The sequence below is a fragment of the Vibrio eleionomae genome (assembly GCF_009874545.1).
GTDB classification, from domain to species: domain Bacteria; phylum Pseudomonadota; class Gammaproteobacteria; order Enterobacterales; family Vibrionaceae; genus Vibrio; species Vibrio nitrifigilis.
This window is the reverse complement of sequence record NZ_WEKT01000039.1, coordinates 16951-41109: the sequence shown is the minus strand read 5'-3', so window position 1 is coordinate 41109 and position 24159 is coordinate 16951. Positions and strand designations below refer to the sequence as shown.

General features: G+C 41.8%; 20 protein-coding genes. 5 read left to right on the top strand and 15 right to left on the bottom strand.

Annotated elements, in window-relative coordinates; translation table 11 throughout:
• Positions 1-18 precede the first annotated feature (18 nt).
• Positions 19-804 carry a TSUP family transporter gene (locus tag F9817_RS17060; protein ID WP_161157366.1) on the top strand — a complete coding sequence of 262 codons (786 nt, stop codon included), beginning with the start codon at positions 19-21 and terminating at the stop codon, positions 802-804.
• A gap of 80 nt (positions 805-884) precedes the next feature.
• On the opposite strand, the gene F9817_RS17055 is transcribed toward F9817_RS17060, so the two are convergent.
• The 4 genes from F9817_RS17055 to F9817_RS17040 form a co-directional block, all read right to left on the bottom strand.
• Complete coding sequence (locus F9817_RS17055; RefSeq protein WP_161157365.1) at positions 885-1913, bottom strand: methionine synthase; 1029 nt, start codon at positions 1911-1913, stop codon at positions 885-887.
• A 32-nt stretch (positions 1914-1945) separates the two neighbouring features.
• On the bottom strand, positions 1946-2920 hold the full coding sequence (locus tag F9817_RS17050) for a DUF1852 domain-containing protein (protein WP_161157364.1): 975 nt from the start codon (positions 2918-2920) through the stop codon (positions 1946-1948).
• 428 nt (positions 2921-3348) lie between these two features.
• On the bottom strand, positions 3349-4692 hold the full coding sequence (locus tag F9817_RS17045; protein WP_161157363.1) for a pectate lyase: 1344 nt from the start codon (positions 4690-4692) through the stop codon (positions 3349-3351).
• Between the two features lie 290 nt (positions 4693-4982).
• Entirely contained in the window at positions 4983-6107 is a 1125-nt protein-coding gene (locus F9817_RS17040; RefSeq protein WP_161157362.1) for a M14 family metallopeptidase, read from the bottom strand.
• 679 nt (positions 6108-6786) lie between these two features.
• Here F9817_RS17040 and F9817_RS24435 point away from each other — a divergent pair.
• The gene (locus F9817_RS24435; RefSeq protein WP_161157361.1) at positions 6787-8649 is read left to right on the top strand and encodes a diguanylate cyclase; all 1863 of its coding nucleotides are present in this window, start codon (positions 6787-6789) and stop codon (positions 8647-8649) included.
• On the opposite strand, the gene F9817_RS17030 is transcribed toward F9817_RS24435, so the two are convergent.
• From F9817_RS17030 to F9817_RS16985, 10 genes are all read right to left on the bottom strand, one after another.
• Positions 8637-9476 (bottom strand): aldo/keto reductase, encoded by an 840-nt coding sequence (locus F9817_RS17030; protein ID WP_161157360.1) that lies wholly within the window; start codon positions 9474-9476, stop codon positions 8637-8639. The genes F9817_RS24435 and F9817_RS17030 overlap by 13 nt on opposite strands.
• Before the next feature lie 199 nt (positions 9477-9675).
• Positions 9676-10464, bottom strand: coding sequence for a phosphate ABC transporter ATP-binding protein PstB (gene pstB, locus F9817_RS17025; RefSeq protein WP_202436503.1), 789 nt, complete (start codon positions 10462-10464; stop codon positions 9676-9678).
• Between the two features lie 35 nt (positions 10465-10499).
• Positions 10500-11339, bottom strand: a complete 840-nt coding sequence (gene pstA / locus F9817_RS17020; protein WP_161157359.1) for a phosphate ABC transporter permease PstA — start codon at positions 11337-11339, stop codon at positions 10500-10502.
• Between the two features lie 2 nt (positions 11340-11341).
• Positions 11342-12262: a phosphate ABC transporter permease subunit PstC gene (gene pstC / locus F9817_RS17015; RefSeq protein ID WP_161157358.1), complete on the bottom strand. Its 921-nt coding sequence runs from the start codon at positions 12260-12262 to the stop codon at positions 11342-11344.
• A 76-nt stretch (positions 12263-12338) separates the two neighbouring features.
• Complete coding sequence (gene pstS, locus F9817_RS17010; protein WP_161157357.1) at positions 12339-13373, bottom strand: phosphate ABC transporter substrate-binding protein PstS; 1035 nt, start codon at positions 13371-13373, stop codon at positions 12339-12341.
• A 577-nt stretch (positions 13374-13950) separates the two neighbouring features.
• Positions 13951-14355 (bottom strand): energy transducer TonB family protein, encoded by a 405-nt coding sequence (locus tag F9817_RS17005; protein ID WP_345789742.1) that lies wholly within the window; start codon positions 14353-14355, stop codon positions 13951-13953.
• Entirely contained in the window at positions 14306-14779 is a 474-nt protein-coding gene (locus F9817_RS17000; RefSeq protein WP_161157355.1) for a hypothetical protein, read from the bottom strand. Before F9817_RS17000 ends, F9817_RS17005 begins: the two co-directional genes overlap by 50 nt.
• Position 14780: 1 nt before the next feature.
• Entirely contained in the window at positions 14781-15200 is a 420-nt protein-coding gene (locus F9817_RS16995) for an ExbD/TolR family protein (protein WP_161157354.1), read from the bottom strand.
• Positions 15193-15810 (bottom strand): MotA/TolQ/ExbB proton channel family protein, encoded by a 618-nt coding sequence (locus tag F9817_RS16990; RefSeq protein WP_161157353.1) that lies wholly within the window; start codon positions 15808-15810, stop codon positions 15193-15195. The genes F9817_RS16995 and F9817_RS16990 overlap by 8 nt, the downstream gene beginning before the upstream one ends.
• A 75-nt stretch (positions 15811-15885) precedes the next feature.
• The gene (locus tag F9817_RS16985; RefSeq protein WP_161157352.1) at positions 15886-18594 is read right to left on the bottom strand and encodes a M16 family metallopeptidase; all 2709 of its coding nucleotides are present in this window, start codon (positions 18592-18594) and stop codon (positions 15886-15888) included.
• Positions 18595-18734: 140 nt separating this feature from the next.
• Here F9817_RS16985 and F9817_RS16980 point away from each other — a divergent pair, with 140 nt between their 5' ends.
• Positions 18735-21179, top strand: coding sequence for a TonB-dependent receptor plug domain-containing protein (locus tag F9817_RS16980; protein WP_161157351.1), 2445 nt, complete (start codon positions 18735-18737; stop codon positions 21177-21179).
• A gap of 314 nt (positions 21180-21493) precedes the next feature.
• Entirely contained in the window at positions 21494-22108 is a 615-nt protein-coding gene (locus F9817_RS16975; RefSeq protein WP_161157350.1) for a sugar O-acetyltransferase, read from the top strand.
• 55 nt (positions 22109-22163) lie between these two features.
• Here the strand turns inward: F9817_RS16975 and F9817_RS16970 are convergent, their stop codons facing one another.
• The gene (locus F9817_RS16970) at positions 22164-22943 is read right to left on the bottom strand and encodes a BUD32 family EKC/KEOPS complex subunit (RefSeq protein WP_161157349.1); all 780 of its coding nucleotides are present in this window, start codon (positions 22941-22943) and stop codon (positions 22164-22166) included.
• A gap of 478 nt (positions 22944-23421) precedes the next feature.
• On the opposite strand from F9817_RS16970, the gene F9817_RS16965 reads away from it, so the two are divergent.
• The gene (locus F9817_RS16965) at positions 23422-23889 is read left to right on the top strand and encodes an Lrp/AsnC family transcriptional regulator (RefSeq protein WP_161157348.1); all 468 of its coding nucleotides are present in this window, start codon (positions 23422-23424) and stop codon (positions 23887-23889) included.
• The last annotated feature ends 270 nt before the right edge of the window (positions 23890-24159 follow it).

Below are 24159 nucleotides of genomic sequence, written 5' to 3'. Positions count from 1 at the left end.
TTTTGATTGGATATCTTTATGGCTGAGTTATGGAGTTATTTCGCTAGTGGATTGTCTGGCGAATTATTAGCCTTTTTATTAATGGTAGCGATTGTTGCCGGGACGATTGATACATTAGCGGGTGGCGGGGGGCTATTAAGTATTCCTGCCTTAATGGCAAGTGGTGTACCGCCACTGATGGCGTTGGGAACGAATAAGTTTCAGGGCAGTTTTGGTACGGCAATGGCATCATTAATGATGTTTCGCTCTAGACGGGTGCTTTGGAAAGATGTGCGTGGTGGCATTCTTGGATCGTTAATCGGCGCCGCTGTTGGCACATTTTTGGTCCAACATATTCACACGGTTTGGTTGAGCTGGATTGTGCCTGCAGTATTGGTTTTTATTGCCTTGTTCTTTTTATTTTCAAAACCACCGGTTCAGACTGCTGAGTCGCGCTGTTCAAAGAAAATTTATCAACGCTGTATCGTTCCTGTTATTGGCTGGTATGACGGCTTTTTTGGTCCTGGTACGGGGTCGTTTTTTGCCCTTTCAGGTGTTTCTTTACGTGGTTTATCTATGGTTGATGCCACCGCCGTTGCGAAAGTATTTAACTGCTCTTCCAATGTCGCTTCACTGGTTGTTTTTTTGTTTGCAGGACACATTCTTTGGCCAGCCGCGATTGTGATGTTTTTGGGCCAACTCATTGGGGCGTGGATCGGCGCTCGAACCTTATTTAAGATTAATCCAAACTACCTCAGGTATCTTGTGGTGATCATGAGTATCGCAATGTTGGTTCGGTATGTTTGGACGCAGCATTTAGTATAAGCTCGCGGGCTCAGGTTATCTCAATGAAATAACAAGGGGCGACCGATATNATATCGGTCGCCCCTTTTTATTATGGCTGATTATGCAGAATATTCAGCACGCAAAATCTCAGCACCAGCGCTTAAGGCTGCTAGTTTAGCTCGAGCAACGTCACGTGATAGTGGCGCCATACCGCAGTTAGTGCAAGGGTAAAGCTTATCTGCATCAACATATTTCAATGCTTCACGCAGGGTCGCTGCTACTTCTTCTGGTGTTTCAATGTCATTGGTTGCTACGTCGATAGCACCCACCATCACTTTCTTACCACGAACCAATTCAAGTAGTTCCATCGGTACTTTAGAGTTGTGACACTCTAGTGAGATGATATCGATGTTTGATTCGCGTAGTTTCGGAAACGCTTCTTCGTATTGACGCCATTCACCACCTAATGTTTTCTTCCAGTCAGTGTTGGCTTTAATGCCGTAACCGTAACAGATGTGAATCGCTGTTTCACACTTCAAACCTTCAATAGCGGTTTCTAGTGCGGCAATACCCCATTCGTTCACTTCATCAAAGAATACATTGAAAGCGGGTTCATCAAATTGAATGATATCGACGCCGGCAGCTTCAAGCTCTTTTGCTTCTTGATTCAGAATCTTGGCAAACTCTAGCGCAAGATCTTTACGGCTGTTGTAATGGCCATCATAAAGGGTATCAACCATGGTCATTGGCCCTGGTAATGCCCATTTAATCGGTTTGTCTGTTTGCGAGCGCAAGAATTTCGCATCATCGACGAACACCGGTTTTTGACGAGAAACAGGACCAACTACGCTTGGTACGCTCGCATCATAACGGTCACGAATTTTAACCGTTTGACGATTTTCAAAATCGACACCATTTAAGTGTTCAATAAAGGTGGTAACAAAGTGCTGACGAGTTTGCTCACCGTCGCTCACAATGTCTGTACCTGCAACCAATTGTTCTTGTAAAGCTACACGCAGTGCATCGTGTTTACCATCAATCAGTTCTTGTCCTTCCAATTTCCATGGAGACCAAAGCACTTCTGGTTGAGCAAGCCAAGTTGGTTTTGGCAAGCTGCCTGCTGTCGAAGTTGGGAATAATTTTGTCATGATAGTTTCCGTTAAATTGTCTCGTTAAGGATTTAAGCGTATTGAGCAGACCATTGCTCAAGAACGGATTGATAAGGCTTAATGAAGATTTCTTCTGCAAATTTGCCTTGTTTGATCGCTAATTGAGTACGCTCCTCACGGTCGTAAATGATGTTGGTGACGCTGTGTTCGCCGTTTTTCAAATTAGGCTGGTAACGTTCGCCAGCAGTTTCATTTGCGAAGTAGATTTCTGGACGGTAGATTTTTTGGAACGTTTCCATCGTGCTGATGGTACTGATCAATTCCAAATTGGTGTAATCGTTCAGTAGGTCGCCGAAGAAAAAGAACGCAAATGGCGCGACGCTGTTTTTCGGCATAAAGTAACGAACTTGTAAGCCCATTTTTTGGAAATATTGTTCGGTTAACGAAGACTCGTTTGGCTCGTATTCAAAACCAAGAATAGGGTGCTCGTTTTCAGTGCGGTGATACACTTTGCTGTCTGATACGCTGAGGCAAATAACAGGAGCTTTAGTAAAGTTATTCTTATAAGCATCTGAATTAACGAAAGACTTAAAGATGTTACCATGCAGAATGCCAAAATCGTCAGGAACAGAGAAAGACGGTTTGTCTTTGTTGTGATCCAGTAAGCGAACGCTGAAATCGTAGTCACGTACGTACGATGAGAAGTTGTTGCCTACGATACCTTCAATGCGTTGATTCGTTTTGTGATCAACGATATAGGTTTTTAATACTTCAATGGATGGGATAGGCTCGTTTGAGTCATCAACATGAATTTCCGCAGAAATAATTTCAAGTTCAACAGAGTAACGATCGCCAGCAGTATTATCCCAAGTTGCCAAGTCATTAAAACGCTCGTTGATCATGTCCAGTGCATTACGTAGGTTCTGACGACGGTATTCGCCGCGAGCTAAGTTAGCAAAGTTTGTTGTGATACGAGTGTTATCCGCTGGATGATAGTTTTCATCAAGACGAGTGCTTTTGATAGTAAATGTAAAATCGTTATTCATAGTGATTTGGTATCCAATTATTCTGAGATAAAACCTGAGTTAATCCGAGCTATTTCATCTCAGTCTTAATGACATGACCGAACTGAGAGTGAACGTTTATATTGCTGATGGTTATGTTCTGAGTATTTTTATAACCATTTCAAAGTCTGAATAACAATGTTTTTACGTAATACGCAACATGAAAAATATTCATAGTTATAAGACTAATACGAATATAAATACTTTTGGATTGTTTTTTATCAATGACTTACGTGGTTTTTATAAAATTTAATATTATTAATTGGCTCATTTTTTGCGGTTAAATCGACCATGAGTGTTACGAGGATGTAGCTTGACGCAAGGTGGTTTTTGAAGAGAAGTGCTGCGAAGTGGGGGATGTTGATGAAAAAATCAGGCAACATTAATCGCTGCCTGATGATACTAACGGTTTACTTCACATTCATTTTCGCACCATCGGTGAGAACGTAAGTGCGTTTAACATTGTCCATAGAAATATTATCTAGGTTAACTGTGGTGCCTTCTTTGTTGAAACTGTTCACTACGGAGTAGTTACCATTTTTCAGTGACATATTGCTAAGATCGATATTCCATTTGCCTTGTTGGTGGTTGTTACTGATCAAAAAGTTACCAAAATCATCAGCAGTAAAGTTATCGATTTTGATATTAGCGTTATCGTTCATTTGGAAGATTTTATCGTGCGCATGTTGGGCACTACTGTTGGTGATTTCCACGTTATGCGTCTTACCATTTTCACTTGGCTTAATCGTTAATGCATCTTCACCGACATTGGTCCAGTGAACATTATCAATTTTGGCATCGCCATACACGTGTACGCCATCTGCGCCATTATCGCCAATGACCACATTTTTTAAACTGGCACCATCTTCTAGCTGGAAGATAGGTTTTTGACTTTCTGATTGGCCGCCGTCACCTAATGCTGAACCGGCGGTAAATGTTTGTCCTTTGCCATCGAAGGTCTCGCCAGCTTTTACCACAATCGTATCGTTAACCACATTCGGGTTAGACGAGGCTTTAGGCGGCACGACACTCGATCCTGTCGTTTGGCTGGTGGTCGCTTCTCGCACGCGAGCGCCGGATTCGGCATCGATAATAGGTTTACTTGTATCGCTAGGGACACTGGTCATCGCTTGATTTGCCGACGCATTGTTAGATTGTGCTGGTTGGGTGTCTGTCGTCTCAAGGGATGTTTGGGGAGATGATGATGTCTGAGTAGTGGATGGTGTCTGTGTGCCTGCGGGGGATGAAGGTGTGCCAAAGGTGTCTGGATTTTGATCCATCACATTTGAGACGCTGCTCAGTAGTGGAGATTGCTCTGAGTTGATATGAGCGCCACCATCTGATGTCGGATTCAACGAGCTTTGCATTGCACTACTACCCACATCTTGCAATAAGGCATCACTCTGACCACCGAGTGAGCCAGTTCCGGTGTTACCTCCCGAATCATTGAGTGAGGATATTCCTGACTGACTACCATTTTGCGTATTGCCATTACCCGTTAGCGCGTGCAACAGCTCAGTCATCATTTGGGTTAATTGATCTTGTGACGATCCTGATTGAGCCGAATTTCCTGTCTGGTTACTTTGTCCACCTTGAAGCTGGGCTGCTGCCATGAGTAAGCCAACAAACATGGCTGCAACATCTTTTAAACCGGAGTTATTACTTTCTGTTCCAAGGGATGATTGGTTTTGGTTGGACGAACCGAGACCAAGGGAATCTGATGAGGTATTAATTTGTAAATTGGCTACCAGCATGGGAATGTTCCTTTCCTAACGATAATAAAAGGAAAGAAGAGAACCTTCATTTCCTATAATCCACATCAATATTTATGTCTGATGTGATTACTAGGTAGAAAATTAGCGTGGTTAGTTCCTGTGGCATGGTGGACATACCCAAATAGACTCATGGATGCAGACTCAATAGCGTCATTAGTAAGAATAGGTCAGCTCTTTAATGACAAGAATGAACATTCCTTTTCAATATGAGTAGATAAAACAGCCGCGAAAAATCGCGGCTGTTTTATCTATAAAAGTCGGTGAGATCGTTACAGCTTATCGACGACATTGAGCACAGCGGCAAGCGTGTCTTCACCAAAGCTGAAACTGCGTTCTGGAGACCAGCCATACAACTCATCAGGGGCGTTGTTATTATCTTTGAATGGCATTTCGATGGTGTAGGATAGCACTTTGAATTGTTCTGCTACCCACTTAGAACCAATCAGTAAGTTAGCCGTACCTGGTGCATTTTTTTCATAACCATGTTCGTCTTGGAACTCAGGGGTAATGGTTAATAATGCTTGTTTAAACAGCGCTTCAAGTTCGGCAATATGCTCATTGTAACTCGGCACTCCTTCGCTACCCGCGACGAAGTTATAAGGTAGCGCTTCATCGCCATGAATATCCAAAAACATATCAAGCCCAGTTGCTAGCATACGTTCGCGAACGTAAAAGACTTCGGGACTGCGCTCAACAGAAGGCGTTTGCCATTCTCGATTAAGGTTCACACCAATAGCGTTACAGCGTAGGTGACCACGAATACTGCCGTCAGGGTTTATGTTAGGTACTAAATACAGCACTGCTTTATCAAGCAGTGAGCGGGCGACGGTATCGGATTCATCCAGTAGACGCTCTATTAACCCTTCCATAAACCATTCAGCCATGGTTTCGCCAGGGTGCTGACGTGCTGTAATCCAAATACGCTTTTTGCCTTCTTCGTGGGTACCGACTGTCAAAAGTGAAATGTCATTACCATCAATGGTTTGGCCTAACGTTTCTAATTGGCAAAGGTGGCTAGTTTGGGCTCGATGCAGTAAGTCTAAATGGCGTGAGTAGCTGTAAGGCGCAAAGTAGGAAAAATAAATAGAGCCAAACTCAGGAATGAAGTTGAATGTGAGTGTATCACCATCAAATTCAGCAGGAATACGAAACCACTCTTCGCGGTCGTAAGATGCCACCACATCATAACTAGCCCAGCCTTCTGGATAAGCTGAATTAGCGAGATCACAAAGCTTAATCTGATGTTGTGTTTGCGCCTCGGTCTCTAGTCTGAAATGGAACCATTGAGCAAATTCCGATTGGTTGTCTTTAGGGATACTAAGTTGAATGTCCATTGGGTTCGTGGCTTGTATCACATGGATATTACCACTTTCAAAATTGCTGAATATTTTCATCCTGAATCACGCTGAGTAAATAATTTGTGTCACGTTAGCAAGAATGTCGTGTGATGGAAAGTGGCACTCTGCGCTATTTTACTCTTCCATGCTGCGCAACGGATTTTCTCCGTAAAATGACTCCATATTCATATTCCAGATCAGTAACTTGCTGTAGAGGTTATGGATTCTCGCCGAGGCATCATCTTCGGGTGACTTAGGTATATAACGAAATGGTATTAGAGGTGAAAAACATGCTGTTATCTAGATTGTTAATAATTGTGATACCTAGTGTGAGTTGAACGACATAAGTGTCACTAACTGATTAAAAAATAGGATAATTAAGAGATGTTGGACTATTTTTTATCAGTAAGTATTCATCACACAATATGATATTTTAGTCGTTGCTAGATTAACGCTTACTAATTGTTAAATATTGTGTTTTACTAATTCTTAATAAAAACCAAGAGATGATATGACGATTTGCTATTAGCCCTTGCCACTGAGCATGGTTACAATGGCGGTTATCTCATCATGTAACGTTAGTAGGGTCGACAGCGCATTTCGGTTAGTTCACTTTTAGACAGGTTACCGCTCGGTATGATTTCGAATATACGCAGGATGCGATTTATTCCCCGCTTAATTGTCACTAGCAAGCAATAACACCGAGCCCACTGCGAAAGGATTTCAAGGGGAGAGTGTGTTTAAAGAACGTATCTATTGGAAATTTAGCGCTTATTTTTTGCTGTTTGGAACATGCGTACTTTCCATTGCTTTGTTCCTTCTTAATCAGCATGCGCAATCCTATATTCGCCATTCTGTCGAAGAGAGTACCCAGTTCCAGCACCGACGTATTGATAGTGCTTTAAATTATATGGTGGAAGCGGCGGTACAACCTGTTGTTGGAATCGCGGACAGTATGGAGATGAATCGTTATTTACAAGCTTATGATGAAGAAGACCATGCAACGTTAAATCGTTGGATGCAAAGTATTCTTGCTGCTTCTGTGAGTCACTATCGTATCGAGCTATATGATGAAAGTGGTGCGGTTCGCATCTCTTACTTTACCAATTCATATCAACACATTAGACAAGATAAGTCTTCACATGGTATACAGCGTTTTGTTCCCAGTGAGCTGACATTCACCCCTTCTCATCCGGTCTATTTTACTCAGATTATAGGCGCGCAAAATTATCTCTTTCCTGATGGTCCCAAGATTCAAGTCATGGAGATGATTACGCCTGTTTATAAAAATGGTCATGGAAAAATAATCGGTTATGTCGGTATGTTTATAAATATGACGCCGATACTCAATGTGATGACTTCTAATAATAATCTCGATCTGTATGTGGTTGATAAAGATGGCATGATTATCGCGACATCAGAGCAAACAAAACATGGCATACCAACGCTGCAGCAACGATTTGATCTAACGGACATTCATTCCCCCGATCAGTTAAGTACTCATGAACTCACTCGTTATCAAGTGAATTACTTTAATAACCATCAAGGGATTGCTGTCTATAGTCGTGCTGCAGACAGCTATATAACGACGCGTACGAAAGAGTTGCATCATTATCTGTTTAATATCGTACTTGTCGTGCTTGGTTTTTCGATCATTTTTGGTTTTTTGGTGGCTATAGGCCCTTCTCGTACCGTATCTCGCTTGAAAAGAGTCTCTAAGCAGCGCAACCAATATATGAAAATAATGGACAAATATGTACCGGTATTGCAGACCGATCCCTATGGTCATGTTACCCATTGTAATAGCGCATTTAGTATTTTAAGTGGTTATTCGGAAGAGGAATTAAGAGGTCAACCTGCTTCGATATTGAGCTTTAATCGAGGCGATGGTCAATCTAAGGATATGTGGGATGCACTTCGGCGGCATTTACCATGGCAGGGCGAGTTTCACAATGTCAGTAAAACCGGACGAGAGTTTTGGCTTTTTAGTACCGTTATTCCAATTCATAAGCGCGGTAAAATAGATCACTATATTTGTGTGTCTACTGATAAAACCGAAAAGAAAAAACTCGAACTTTTGGCAGAAATGGATTCGTTAACTGAGTTGTATAATCGCGCTAAACTCGACAAATGTCTGATACAAGAGCAAGAACGTGCTAAGCGCTACGGAACATATTTCTCCGTTATTTTATTGGATGTGGATTTCTTTAAACGAGTCAATGATACCTATGGGCACTTAACGGGCGATAAGGTTTTGCACCAATTAGCGATTATGCTGAATAAGAATACGCGAGTGATTGATGAAGTTGGCCGCTGGGGTGGGGAAGAATTTATGATTGTTTGCCCTGAAACGAGTTTAGATGAAGCGGTGTCGGTGGCAGAAAAAGTGCGGATTGCTGTTGAGCGTTATGTATTTCCTGAAGTAGGGTATATTACAGTGAGCTTGGGGATCGCGCTTTATGATGTTGATAAAACCCTAGAGCAAACGATCGATGAAGCTGATAAGTATCTCTATGAGGCGAAAAAACTGGGACGCAATCGCGTCGCCAGTCGTGAATCAAAAGTCACTTCTATTTCAGTGCGTCGCTACCGAACGTGAATTCTAGCCTGACGAGCAGATTGCGGCACTGGATAGGCTTCATCTAACAGAGTGATCTCAGAAGCTGAGAGTTGGATGTTGGCCGCATCAAGGTTTTCTTTAACTCGATCTTGGTGGCTCGACTTTGGAATGGCGATGACACCAGGACGTTGCAGTAACCATGCAAGAGCGATCTGCGCTGGCGTTGCTTGATGTGCTTGTGCGATCTGATTGAGCAAGCGATCTTTCAGCAGCCCGCCTTGGTCTAATGGACAATAGGCCATCATGGAGATGTTGCGTTGATCAAGAAACGGCTTGAGTGCGAAATCGGCTTCGCGACGAGCTAGATTATAAAGCACTTGGTCAGTTGCGCACAATCCTTTGATATCGTATTGGTCAAATTCTTCCATATCATCGACATCAAGATTACTCACGCCGTACTCGAGTATTTTGCCATCTTTTTGTAACTGATAGAGCGCTTCGAGTGTTTCATTGAAGGGAACCGATCCTCGCCAATGTAAAAGATAGAGATCAATATGATCCGTTTGTAGGCGTTGTAAGCTACGTTCACAGGCTTGAATGACCTGTCTGTAGCCTGCGTTATGTGGGTAAAATTTACTGACTAGGTAAACATGATCGCGCAGCCCCTGCATGGCATCACCGGTAATTCGTTCGGCTTCACCTTCGCCATACATTTCTGCGGTATCAATTAAGCGTGCGCCGTACTCGATACCAAATCGCAGTGCATCGACTTCTTGTTGTCTGCCAGAACGTCCTTCTCCCATATACCAAGTACCCAAACCCAGGTTAGGTATGGTGTTACCGCTAGGTAATGTAATATCTGCCATAAATTTTCCTCCAACCGTCATTTGATCATTTATTGTAAAGATGAGTTGCAGTGAATCCTATGGGCAGATGCACAATATTGTATTGAAAAATTGACGTATCAATGTGTTGTACAACAAAGCGTCAATGATGAATGGAAAAAGAAAAGGTGCTATTGCTAGCACCTTTAAAGAAACGAAATAACAAGTCAGTCAATATTGGTTAACCGAAGTGGCCACCCACGTAATCTGCAGTCATCTGCTCTGCAGGTGCGTTGAAGATGGTTTCGGTACGGTCAAACTCAATCAGTTTACCCAAGTGCATAAAGGCAGTGTAATCTGAAATACGCTTAGCCTGCTGCATATTGTGGGTTACGATCACAATCGTAAAGTCGCGACGTAATTTAGTGATCAGTTCTTCAATCCCTTGTGTTGCGATTGGGTCGAGTGCTGATGTTGGTTCGTCCATCAATAAAACTTCAGGTTTTAATGCAATGGCACGGGCAATACACAAACGCTGTTGCTGGCCACCGGAAAGACCAGATGCATCCGTATGCAACTTATCTTTTACTTCTTTCCATAAACGGCCTTGCTCTAGTGCTTGTTGTACGCGTTCATCCATCTCTTTTTTCGATAGGCTTTCTTTTAAGCGAATACCAAATGCGATGTTTTCGTAGATAGACATCGGGAATGGTGTCGGCTTTTGGAAAATCATACCGACTTCACCACGCAATTGGTTTAGGTCGTAGTTATTGTCCAAGATGTTGGTCTCATCAAGGATGATTTTGCCTTTTGCTGACTGCTTTGGATAAAGCTTATAAATACGGTTCAGTGTACGTAGTAGCGTTGATTTACCACAGCCTGATGGACCGATGATCGCAGTCACACGGTTCTTATAAATAGGCATGTTGATGTTGTACAACGCTTGCACACTTTCGTTGTAAAAGAAGTTTAGACCTTCAACGCTCATGCGTTTTTCGGAAAGCGCTTGTGAGTTTGTGTCAACATTCATCGGGTTGATTGTCTCTGATTCAGCAAACGTGGTCATCATATTTTCCGCCTATTCATAATTGCTGGGATGGAACGTGAAAGAATATTAAGTGCCAGAATACTGGTCGTGATGATTAATGCGCCTGTCCAGGCGAGGTTATTCCACGTTTCATATGGGCTCATAGCCAAGTTATATATTGTCACAGGAAGGTTAGCCATTGGGCCTGCCATATCCAAAGACATAAATGAGTTACTTAGAGAGGTGAACAGCAATGGTGCTGTTTCCCCTGAGATACGCGCAAACGATAGCAAGATACCCGTAATAATACCTGCGCCGACACTGCGGTAGCTCAGAGCTGTTGTTACTTTCCATATTGGTGCACCAATACCTGCGCCTGCTTCACGTAGGCTAGGAGGTACCAATTTCAGCATTTCTTCTGTCGTTGAAATGATCATTGGTAGGGCAATAATGGCCAGTGAAATCGCACCAGCCCAACCTGAGAAGTGGTGGAATGGCGCAACAAAAATTAAGTAAACAAACAGACCAATCAAGATCGATGGTGAAGACATCAACATACCGTTCATAAAACGAATGGTATCAGCGATAGCAGAGTCTTTGCCAAACTCTGCAAGCCAAGTGCCTGCCATTACACCAATCGGAATGGCAATGAGAATACCTAGCACACTGATCATCAATGAACCAACGATAGCATTCGCTAAGCCGCCGTCACTGTCGCCAGGTGCAGGGAGTGATTTAGTAAAGACATCGAGAGATAGTGCTGCAGTGCCTTTACTAATTAGGCTATACATGATGGCCGCTAGAATAAAAAGACCAATGGTCGTTGCTGCGAAACAAGCAGCTTTAAACAGCCAGTTTTTAAACTTTCTTAGTTTCATGATTACGCCGCCTTATTTTTTCTAAACTGCAAACGTGCATAACCCATCACCAAGAAGGTGACGACGAACAGAACCAAGCCAAGCGCCATCAAAGATGACATCTTAATGCCGTCTGCTTCGTTAAATTGGTTTGCTATGGTTGCAGAGATAGAGGTCGCTGGCATAAATAGCGATGAACTGATGTCTTGCGAGTTACCAATAACAAAAGTAACCGCCATGGTTTCACCTAATGCGCGTCCTAGAGCCAAGATGAAAGCGCCGAAAATAGAGCTTTTGATCGAAGGCAAAAGAATTTTACTGATGACTTCAAACGTGTTGGCACCAATACCGTATGACGATTCGCGTAATACGTTAGGTATCGTTGAAAGAGCATCTTTAATTAAAGACGTTAGGATTGGCAAAATCATAAACGCAAGAATGATACCTGCGGTTAATAAGCCTTGGCCTAACGGCGCACCGCTGAATAACGTACCTACAACAGGAATGGTGCTTAAATGTTCAAGCATCCACAATTGCGGGCCTTCAGCGAACCAAGGTGCAAACACGAACAATCCCCACATACCGTAAATAATACTTGGCACGGCTGAGAGCAGTTCAATTGCAAGGCCTACTGGGTAAGACACCCACTTAGGCAATAATTCAGAAAGTGTAATGGCAATTGCGATACCGATAGGGGTAGCGATAATTACCGCGATGATCGAAGAAACAAGAGTACCATAAAGTGCGTTACCCGCACCGAAAACAAAATTAATAGGATCCCAGGACGTACTGAAAACAAAAGAAAGACCGAATTCTCGTATTGCTGGCATTGCGCCACCCACTAGGGTAGCAAAAATCGCCGCCATCATTACGGTAATCAGCAAGGCACTAGAAAAGCTACCTTGTTTAAAACAACGATCATAAATAGCGTGAGAAGCAATCACAGATTCATACCGTTTTTATTAGATGGAATAAGACCCCTAGCTTCTGCCAGAGGTCACTTTTAATAAACTCTGACACTTAGTAAACGGCGTTGCCGTTTGCTTTGATGTCTTTAGACCACATGTCGTTTACCATTGAAACAACCGATTTTGGCATTGGTACATAACCTAGGCCTGTAGCTAGATCACCATGCTCGTAACCCCATTCAAAGAAATCCAATACTTCTTTCGCAGTTTTCGCGTTAGTTTGGTCTTTGTACATTAGGATGAAGGTTGCTGCAGTCATCGGCCATGATTCCGCGCCAGGCTGATTATTTAGGTCAACCGCGAAGCCAGGGGCTGCTTTCCAATCTGCGTTAGCTGCAGCAGCTTGGAAAGATTTCAAAGAAGGCTCAACGAAGTGACCAGCTTTGTTTTTCATTGCTGTGTAGATCAGTTTGTTCTGTTCTGCATATGCGTATTCAACATAGCCGATAGCACCAGGAGTACGTTTAACTAGGTTAGCAACGCCAGCGTTACCTTTACCACCTAAGTTCATCGCCGCTTTTGGCCATACCACTTCTTTGCCTTGACCTACTTTTTCTTTCCAGTCATTACTTGCTTTAGCAAGGTAACCTGTGTAGTTGAAAGAAGTACCAGATGCGTCAGAACGGTGAACAGTAACAATAGGTTGGTGAGGAAGTTTTAGAGATGCGTTATCTACTTTCACTTCTTTTGCATCCCAGTATTTTACTTTGCCCATATAGATGTCGGCTAAAAGTTCACCTGAGATTTTAAGTTCGCCTGCTTTAATTCCTTTTACGTTAACAACAGGGACAATTGAGCCCATCACTGCTGGGAACTGAACTAGACCAAGCTTGTCTAGTTGTTGTTTGCTGAGAGGGGCATCAGATGCACCGAAATCAACAGTTTTTGCTGAAATTTGTTTAATACCGCCGCCTGAACCAATTGCTTGATAGTTCAGTTTCATGCCAGTTTCTGACTGATATTGTTTAGCCCACTTCATATACACAGGATATGGAAAAGTTGCACCTGCACCGTTGATGGTATCTGCAGCGAATGCGCCCGCAGAAAGCATGGATAATGAAGCAGCTAATACAGCGAATTTTTTCATTTTTGAATCCCTAAAAGATTGACTTGTTGTTTCGAGAAGGGATGTTATGGCCATATTTTTAGAAGATAAAGTTTCATTTTTAAAAATAACTTTCCGTTATTGAGGGGCTAATTTTGCGGTTTTGAAATATTAATGAAATATTTGTAAGGTATTTAAAAGGCGTGATTGATAGGTTTGTGTCTAATGTGTCTCTAATTTTAATAGCTGAAAGCTATTCTGTGTCATCGTTTTGTAACATAGATGACATTTAAAGTTCTTATTCTTTTTGGGTGAAAAATCACCACTCGTAAGGGGTATATAGAGAGTGATTATTTATACGTCGTTTGTCATTCTCAAATAGAATATCGACGCTATTTTTTCATCCCAGCATTTATCGTTATTTTGGTGTTTATGCCATGTGTCCGACAGCAAACTGTATATAGATAACGTGGAAAACATGCTCTATTGATAACAATAAGACGGTGTGCATATCAGAATGGTTTCGGGTGCAGTCATAGGTCAATATAGATGACACTATTATTAGAGGAATATCCCGTAACAGAAGTTCCCTGTTACGGGATATGGGGAGAGTATCGCGTTAGCGGATATCGTAAGTAATCACGATGCGAAAATCGCGCTGTGACCATGTGACTTCAGAAGGTGCTTTAGGAAAAGGATTGGCATGAGCCAACATTTTTACCGCAGCTTTATTAAACGCTTTAATCCGAGATGGGTTCGTAATCTCAGCTTTAATGACTTTGCCTTCTTTATTTAATATAAAGTGTAACGTTACCGCTCCTCGAGTTCGCCCCGAATTAAGAAGCTTAGGTGTACGCTTGTGAGAAAGGAGATGCTGACGAACCAAATAATCATATTGTTGTTCAGCATTCGCAACAGCCGCACTGTTTGCCGTTCCCGTTTCTTTGCGTGTATCGGCAGACTTCTTCGAACCGTTAGTTCCCTTTAAGCCACTTTGTGTTTCTTTCGTTGCACGCTGGGCAATAGCCCTTTGGCTTGTTTGTACCTTTACTACTTTGTGTTCGGGCTTTTTTTTTGGGAACTTTCTTAACGACTTTCTCTTGCTCTTTTGGCGGCTGCTGGGTTTTTTTCACCACAGCGTGCTTCACTATTTTGGGTGGTTCGATCTTCTTTTCTGGTTGTGGTTTTACCCGTTCTTTTATCGGCTTAATGGGCTTTTCTTTAGGGCTCACTTGCTTGGCACTTTGTTGCGCAGTGTGAGCGACAGTATGGTTTGCACCCGCCAACGCTGCTTGTAAACCCAATGAAATGGTCAAACGTTGTTCGGATTTTTTAGTCAAACTCGTATGTGTCGTCACTTGCCACAACACACCCATAGCGATGATCAAGTGGACTGCAATAGAAAGCCCCCAACTTATATGAAATCTTTGTTGAGTTAAGCTGGCCATGTTACTTCGCGGCCTCTTTTAAGGCGATATGAGTGACATCCAGTGGCACTGACTGCATTAAAGTAAATAGGGTGACCATACGTTGCATTGGCACATCGTTATCACTGTTTACGATCACTTTTGTATCAGGGTGAGCCGCCTTCAATTCGGTTAGCTTTGCTTTTAGTTGTTCGGAGTTCAGCGGGGCATCATCTAAAAACCAGACGCTTTTCTCCTTTAAAACGGAAATCGTGACCGTATGTGGATTGACGTTGATACTTTGGGCATGTTGCTCGGTACTTGGAAGCTTGACATCCATCCCTACTAAGGGAGCGTTGATCATTAACATCATAAAAGCGATCAGCGTAAAGATAACATCAATCATAGCCGTGAGCGGCTCAGAGGCTTGTTGCTCCTCTTCCAGAGCAGGGTTCTTAATCATGGCTTACCTCGTGAATTTCTTGAGATAAGGTAAATTGATTGAGTAGGTCGGTAACATCACTCAAATGATAACGAATACGTGATTGAAATAGGGCATGACACATGACGCAAATCACCGCGATGACCATTCCCGCCGCCGTCGTAGATAACGCTTGCCATAAACCATCAGCAACAATAGCGGGTTCGACCGGGCCATGACTTAAACCAATATCATGGAATGAGCGCATAAGACCGACAATTGTGCCTAATAGTCCGAGCATTGGTGCGAGAGTGGCCACGGTTGTTAAACCGGATAAACGTCGGCGTAACTGTTTGGTATAACGACCTAACCATAAGCTGAGCGCTTCTTCACGTAGGTGTTTATCAAGCTTGCTGGTGGCATTTAATTCACCAATAGCTTGTTGATAAGATTTTGAAAAGTCGCTCACTGTTGTTTTAGCTTGTTCAATCTGCCCTTGTTTGAGAAGGTCAGATACCTCTTGATGCTTAGTCTCGCCCAGTGCTCTGTGGCCTAGAACAGCAAATCCGCGGTCAAAAATCAATGACAGTGCGATCAATGAACATAGAATCAGCGGGATTGCGGTCGCTAAAGCCCAAGTGTCATTCAACATGTAAAGATACCCCTATGTGTATTTAATGCCATATTTGGCTAGTGATGCGCCTTTCTTAGTGGCGCTTATTGAGTGTTATGCCTTGTCTAAAGGAAGACTTATCGTTATTTGATGAGTTGGTTGTGGAAAAATCTCCTGCACCCATTGAACTAAGCGAGCGGCCGTGATGTGTTGTTTAAGAGTACTCATCGACTGCAAATATTGTGGTGATTGGTAACGTTCAAAACTCAATGCTAAGCGGTTTAACCATGTATTCGGGCTAGACAAACGCATGCGCTCCGCGTAATCGATATCAGAACGAAGTTGAGGCAAATTGTATTGCGCAATGCTACTTGCTAGGTTGTGATAGACGCGACGGCTTGCGGCGATCAGTTCTTCTACGCGATTAGGATCGCATGAGAATCTCATATTAGTATGCACAAGATTGTCACGTGACAGGGTAAGCTCAAAATCAACCTTGTAAATGCCTCCCAATTTGTGGCGAAGTTCGTTTTTTAAAGCCTGTTGAATAATGGGATTAAGGCTCGAAAGACTAAAACTCGTTTCCGGGGTCCATGGCATTGGGGTTTGGCCCTTTATTTCCACCACGGCTTTATTGGTGTGAAATACGTGCTCAATTTGCTTTGAATTCACCGGTTTTATCGTGTCACGTAATGGTATAATAGCTGTTTTTGTGTCACGTTTTAGTGCTGAGAGATAAGGCAAGATATTCTCTTGGATTTGCTGCTCATTCAAATCGCCAACAATGTAGATGGTGTTGGGTTGTGCCTGCATATCAGCAATATCATTACGTAGCTCAGCAGCTGTGGTCTGTTGAATACTGTCTTTATCTTGCTCGGTTAAAGAGGTTTGTTGTAGCAAATCATGCTGTGTTTGTAACCACTCAGCATCTGTTAAAGCTATTGTATGATGCATCGTCGCATAGAGACGAAACGCCTGATCCAAATGTGTAGGCATCACCCGTAAGCTCAGATCTAAGGCGTTTTCTTGCTGTTTCCATTGCCATGTTGTTTTTTCTAACTCAGCCCATTGCTTAATTGCTTTTTGGGAAGCAAATGTCGCATCACTCTGTTGCCAAATTTGTGCAGCGGTTTGAGCGCGCCATGATGGTTTATGGGTATTTGCATATCCAGAATTGGACAGCACTTTGATATAAAGTGCGTTATCACTGTTTTTACGATTCAGCCAAACGACTTCATCGCCATTTTTTAATGACCAACGGGTTACGTTAGCGGAGCCCCAAACTTGCTTGCTTGCAATGTGTGGAGACGCTTTTAAATTAGGCCACTTGATTGATGGTAATTTAGGCGGTTGGGGCGAAGTTGTCGCTTTTATTGATTCTGTCGCTGATGGCAAAGGAGAAAATTTAGCCTGAGCGTAGTCATTAAGCGTTTTTTTCACCTTTTCTTTTGTTGGCAGCGTTAAAGTAACCGATTGAGGCGCTTGGTAGATCAAAAATTGATCTTGGCTAGAAAGTAAGGTGTGTAGTCGTTGATTTAAGGAATCAACGGTCATCGCATGGAGTAACCGGCGTAGGTGCGGTTCACTGTCAGAATAACTTTCTAATACTCCTTCTTGCATAATGGCCGAGGTGATTTTGTCTTCCCAATCCGTATAGCGGCGCTGTTTAATCAATGCTTCATTGTTTACCAGCGTTTGTAGCGCTTGTGCGCGAACGGTCGCAAGATCTTCTTTGTTAAAGCCTACTTGAGATAAACGTTGCCACTCTTTAAGCGCAATGTTTAGTGCTTTCGCATGGTGTTTACTACGAATACGCAATGCAACGATGATTCGCTCTGGTGTCGCTTCTTTAATCGTCATAAAGATGGTTTTGATGGCTGAGTCATCTTTATATGCTTGCTTGACCCGATTCATATGCAGGCGGATCAATTTACGCAACACGTAGTTTTGTAGACGCTGCTCAATACCTAAATCAGTACTTTTACTCGCCAGTGTTAAACGATTACCAAACGTAACGTAAGAAGATGAACCTTGTGGATCTTGTACTTTGCCCATGTAAAGTTCTTTAAATAGAGGCAGTTCAAGATAATCACGTTGAGGTGCTATGTGGTAATGCCCAGAAAACGATTGTTTAATCCACTCTGTTGCTTTGTTGGGATCAACATAACCGCTGATAATTAAGGTCATATTGTCAGGCACGTAATATTTATCGTGAAAAGCACGAATATCAGCAGCCGTTATTTTTTTAATGGTGTTACGAAACCCAATCGTTGGTCCATTCACGTAATGCGAGTTGTGGCGAATAATCGCTTTCTTTTGATCATTAATTCTTTTGGCTACGCTTTCATCCATGCGTAATTCTTCTAAGATCACCTTACGTTCAATATGCCAATCACGAGATAAGATTGCTGAATGCAGGGATAGATTCGCTAACATCTGAATCGACTGATGAAGGTCAATTGCATCATCAGGGCGAGTACGAATCATAAATTGAGTTTCTGCTGCGCGTGTAAGAGCATTGACTTGCTTACCCGTTTTCCAACCAATTTTATCTAGATATTGATGGACAGTGGTGCCATAGACCGTATTAGTACGAAATGACATGTGCTCAAGAATATGAGCAATCCCTGGAATAGAATCATCGATTGAACCTGCATGAACAATTAAACGCAGATTAAAGGGTTCAGCTTTATTTGTACTGGGGTAGATAACATATTTGAACCCGTTATCTAAATTACTAACTACTAATTTAGAATCCCATTTTGGGTTGGAAAGTACATTAGTAGATATAAATATTAATAGCAAAAAAATATAGGTGCGCATCGAATAGACCAGAATTGTATAAATATTATTTCAAAGTGTAACAATATATTGTTACTGAGAATTAATTTCATTATCATTATTGTTTCCAAAGTTATGATGCAGAGTTCCAACTCTGACAGCAAACAAAGAAATTATAAAAAATGAAAAAGTCTATTCTTAGCGCAGCAGTGGTTGCAGCGCTACCTTTCTACGCACTAGGGGAATCACAACCTATTGATCTAGGTAGTATTGAGGTAGTCGATACCGCGCAAAAAACCGAATCAAAAGTAGGACAAAAAGGCGCAACCGCACCGATCCAAAGTTACGATCCTATCGATACGGGGAAAACCGTTATCAGCCAAGATGCCATTAAGCAAAGTACCATGACAGGGCTCGATACAACAGAAGTTATAGAGAGTCTTCCTGGCGTCCAGTTGGACGTAAATAACGACCAGGTGAATGAAGAAAATATTCAATCTTTGCGTCCCGCTGATTTTGCAATTAATGGTAGTAACTATTACGAAAATAACATCATGATTGATGGCATCGGAGTAAACTCCGTATTAGATGTTAGTAATAATAACTATGGTTCTATAGAAGATGTAGCAGGTATTACCGCTCAATCCATGTATGTTGATTCATCATTATTGGAAAGAGCGGATGTCATGACATCGAATGTTTCTGCTGAATACGGTAGTTTTTTAGGCGGTGCGGTGAATTATGAAATTCGTGATCCCAAGAAAGAATTTCATATGTCTATGTCTGGTAAATACCAAAATGACTCTTTCGTTGATTACATTTATAACAAGAGTGATCTAGCTGAAGACGAAACAATTACGGATCCACCAGAGTACAGTAAATATAAAGGGACAGTCAGTTTTGACTTACCAGTAACGGATAAACTTTCGTTATTGGCTTCTTATTCTAGAGGTGAATCTTCAGTTAAATACACTAAAGATGAAAGTTATGGCGGTAGTAGTTATCATAATGGCGACACATCAGAAATCTATTTACTAAAAGGGTTATATGAATATCGAGACGACCTTACGTTTAGAGGCCAGATAATATACAGCCCTTATCGTTCAGATTATGCGAATGCTAACCGAATCAATAATGACACCACTCATAAGACGGATGGTCTTCAAGGTTATATTAAAGCAAATGGTTATGTTGGCTTGACGACATGGGAGTCCAAATTTGCTGCGACAGATAGTGAACTTGGAAAAAGATCTGAAAATTACCAAGCGATATATAAAGGTACTTCGGTAGACTGGTGTACATCGACAACTTGCCGATCTGGCGGGTATGGCGATCTCGACATTAGTCAGAAAGATTATGAATGGACATTTAAAATTGATACCCCGGTATTAGGGGGCAATTTAGCAGCAGGTTCCGAGTTAAAATATACCAAAGTTCAGCGTAATCGGTTGTCCGATTTTTACAGCTATTACTCTCCGTTGGCTGGAGATTGGGATTGTGATGATGGGGACGTTTCATGTAATTCTGGCAGTGTCGACCGCTATGCACTTCTCTATCCAGAAAACTACACATCTGTAGGTTATGCCACTCAAGCGCTTTGGTCTGAATATACGAGAGGAATTGGTCCCGTCCAAGTTAGGTTGGGGTTACGCTTGGATCACGATAATTACTTGGATAACTATAATTTATCTCCACGTTCGAGCATAAGTTGGGAGTTCATGCCAGATACTTATTTCAACGTTGGTCTAAACCGTTATTACTCTAACAACCAATTAACTTACGCACTGAGAGATAAAATAGCTGCCACTACCCGCTATAAAAGAACGGTTAATAGCTCTACAGGCGAAATAGGAGAATGGGAAGAGGTAACAACCAGTAGTACAACAAATTACAATGTTTCGGATTTGAAAACGCCTCATACCGACGAGCTCAGCTTGAAGTTTATCGTTCCTACTTTCTTAGAGGGTACAGTCGCTCTAGAAGCTAATTTCCGTCATTACAGAGATCGCTTTTCGAGAAGTGATAAAATTACCGATGATGATGGCTCTTACTACAACATGACTAACGATGGGAAAGGGGACTATCAAGGTTATACGATCAAATGGAACGGCGGTTTTGAACATCATAAGTTTGGTGCCCAAGTCACTTGGTCTAAAACTAAGTCATATGGTCAAGAAGACTATGATTCAAATGTAGAGTATTCAGATACAGTGTATTACCACGGTGATTTGATGACAGAATCTGAGCTATATTCCTCAGCGGAGGCGACTAACTTTGCTGCTCCTATGACTGCGACGATTTCTTGGACAGCAGATTGGTTTAATGAACGTTTAATTACCAATACTGCTGTAAAATATCGCGGTAAATATAATGCCCTTGAAGATACCGATGATATAATCGAAGTAGATGGTGGTTACTATAATGTTTATGACGAAGTTGAACGCGATGCGTTTACCAGCGTAGATATGAAAGCAATGTATAAACTTATTGATACAGATACCCAGCAACTTAATATTGAAGCTGAGGTCACAAATTTGTTTAATAAGTTGCCTGATACAGATACAGCATCAGGTGCCCGTTACCAAAAAGGCCGTGCAATTTGGTTAGGCTTTAGTTACTACATGTAACTCATCGTTATTCAACGAACATTTCAAATGATATTAAAACCGCAAGTGCTTGCGCTTGCGGTTTTTTAATTTAGGGAATAACGTATTGTGAGGCGTTTTGGCTCATTTGGCTATAAATTCACTACATAAGCACCATTATGTAGCGAGCTATGCTCCAATATCGACCAGGTTCGATAATTCGTCGGTCTTTTTTGGTGCAGTCTTGTTCAGTAGGTCGCAAAGTTGTTATTCTGTTTAGCGCTATAGTGACTATTACATTGGTCACTAGCGGATCGATGTGATTAACAGATCGACAATAAGGTAGGAGATTTACCTTGAGTGAGCGACAAAAAAAAATATGCAGCGAGTGGTACCCGGCGATGGATCCCGAACTACAACGCTTACAATTAAAAGCTTATAAGAGAACGTATCAGTACAACCGAACTTCTGCAGACGAGCAACTTCAACGAACTCTATTGCTGTCAGAGCTACTTGGAGACAGTCAGGGAACAACGGTGATTGAACCAGAATTTCAATGTGATTTCGGTTTCAATATTCATTTTCGCGGTGGTGCAGTAGTGAAACCTCATTGCACTATGCTTGATAGCGCTGAAATAGAAATCGGTAATAATGCTTATATCGGAACGGGAGTGTGTTTCGCCTGTTCTAGCCACTCTCTGGTCGTTGATGAGCGCTTAAATGCCTTGGCTTATGCCAAACCAATCAAGCTTGGTGATAATGTTTGGATTGGTGATCACTGTACGATCTTAGGTGGCGTGACGATTGGTGATGGCGCCATTATCGAGAGTGGATCAGTTGTTACTCATGATATCCCAGCATGCGCGGTTGCGGCTGGTAATCCGTGTCGAGTTCTATCTGATAAGGTGTCGGATAGTGACAGAACAACCCATCGATTACCTGAGAATGTCGCATCCTTGCAGACATTCTAGGCAGTGGATTGGGTTACTCTAATATGAAATGAATTAATTCAGTGGTGGTGATGGTTTAGTGATCTAAAGCCACTGAATGTTCGAGATTGCGCTTTTTTACTTCAAATTCTCTTAGCAATTCACGTAAAGCCAGTAATTGTGTTGATAATCGATTTTTACGGCACATGAGTACGAGTTTTGCAATCCAACCAAGACGATTCAATACACTTTCAACCCAATGGAAAGTGCGTTGCGTATTTTCTCCAAATTCTTGATACCAATACATGAGTACAGATAAACGTATTTCTTGGGTAATCCCTTTGAGACGGTAAGAATCTAGCAAAAATAAAAGGAAGTCGCGCGTGCGCAAAGAGGGGGTGCTAGTTAATCTTGCTTCTTCAAAATCCAGAAATGTCACTTTACCCGTTTCATTCACTACGATGTCTCGCATGGCGGGACGCCCGTGAATTAATCCATTACGATGAAAATCGCATAAAACATCGGTGGCTTTCCAAAAGAGTTCTTTTTGCTTATCTTCCGGTTGGCGATGAATTGGCGTACCTGCATTTTTGGTTACAAACATTGAGCGACCTTTAAAAACAACTTCTGGGGTCGATAGGCCATGGTTGCTGGCATACTCTAAAACAGACACTTCTTTATTAAAGCGCTCTTTTGGAGTAAGACCACTGGTCAAAATAAGATGGGCACGGTTTTTTCTATGTTTGAAGTAAAAATTCACCAGTCTATTTAAGACATTGCGTTTATCTTCACCACATTTTTTTAGCCAATAAGTCGTGTCACATTGCTCGAATTCTTTTAGCATGTAAACAAACACTTGGCGGTGTTTATTACTCATGAGGTCCTCAAAGCCAATTGGGGGTAAATATGTTAGTCAACAGTCGTTTGGTATTATCTTCAGATGTATCTAACCAGTGACTTAATTGTAATTGTACACTGTTCATTCATTAGGTTGTCATAATACTCTGAAACACATTGAAACATATGTCATGTTTTTGTCAAATCTTATGATACATATTGATATATTTATAAAATAAATGGTTTTGTGGGCTAAATATAAAAACTGCTTTGTTTTTTGATCGCTTTGGTTAAATAAATAACAAAGTTATCGTTATATTGGTAACCACTTATATAGTGTGGGTATTCAACTTGATGAATGGCATGTAAAAGGTTTGTAGTACTGTGCGAGAAAATGTGTTGCGTGTATTGCAATGCTTTGTCAGCTATCGTCTAATTTCATTTCTTATCGCAACGTCAAATGCTATCAAATGGAAGGTGGCATCAACAATCCAAAGGATGTACAGGATTAACAACACATGACTTCTTACCAAACTGATCAATACGACATAAAAATACTGACACTGCTACAAGAAAATGGTCGACTAACCAGCCAAGAGCTGAGTGATTTAGTTGGGCTATCGCCCTCACAGTGTTCTCGCCGCCGTATCCAGCTTGAGCAGCAGCAATTTATTCTCGGTTATCAAGCCAGGCTCTCGCCACAGGCTCTGAAACAAGAAGTAGTGGCAATGGTTGAAGTAAAACTATTGAGCCATGAAACAGAAAAAGCTGAGCGATTTTTATCTTATATTCATAGTGAATCAGCGGTTTTCGATGCGTATAAAACCACAGGAGATGGGGATTATACTTTGCGGTGCGTCGTATCTGATCTCAATAGTCTAAACGATCTGATTAATCGTATATTCGGAACGAAGGCTATCTCTCATATAAAAACCTCTGTGGTTTTAGATCGAGTAAAAGAAAACGGCATCGTTATTGGTGAATAACGGCACCAATGCATAATTCATGCGTATTATCGACACGTATGCATTTAAAATGCATACGTGGCGCAATATTACTTGATTTTGTGTTACGAGCATGTTTAATTTACCTACAAATGTAAGGATGTAATCCTACTTTAGAATGGATAGCCGTAAGGGCTAAATCAGTATGGTGTCCTATCTAAGGCAGTGTTACTATTGCGCCAATTTTTAGCCGTGCAGTGATTTAGATTGCCGGCATCTTATTATTGCGTTAAATCACCGCAACAATCGTAT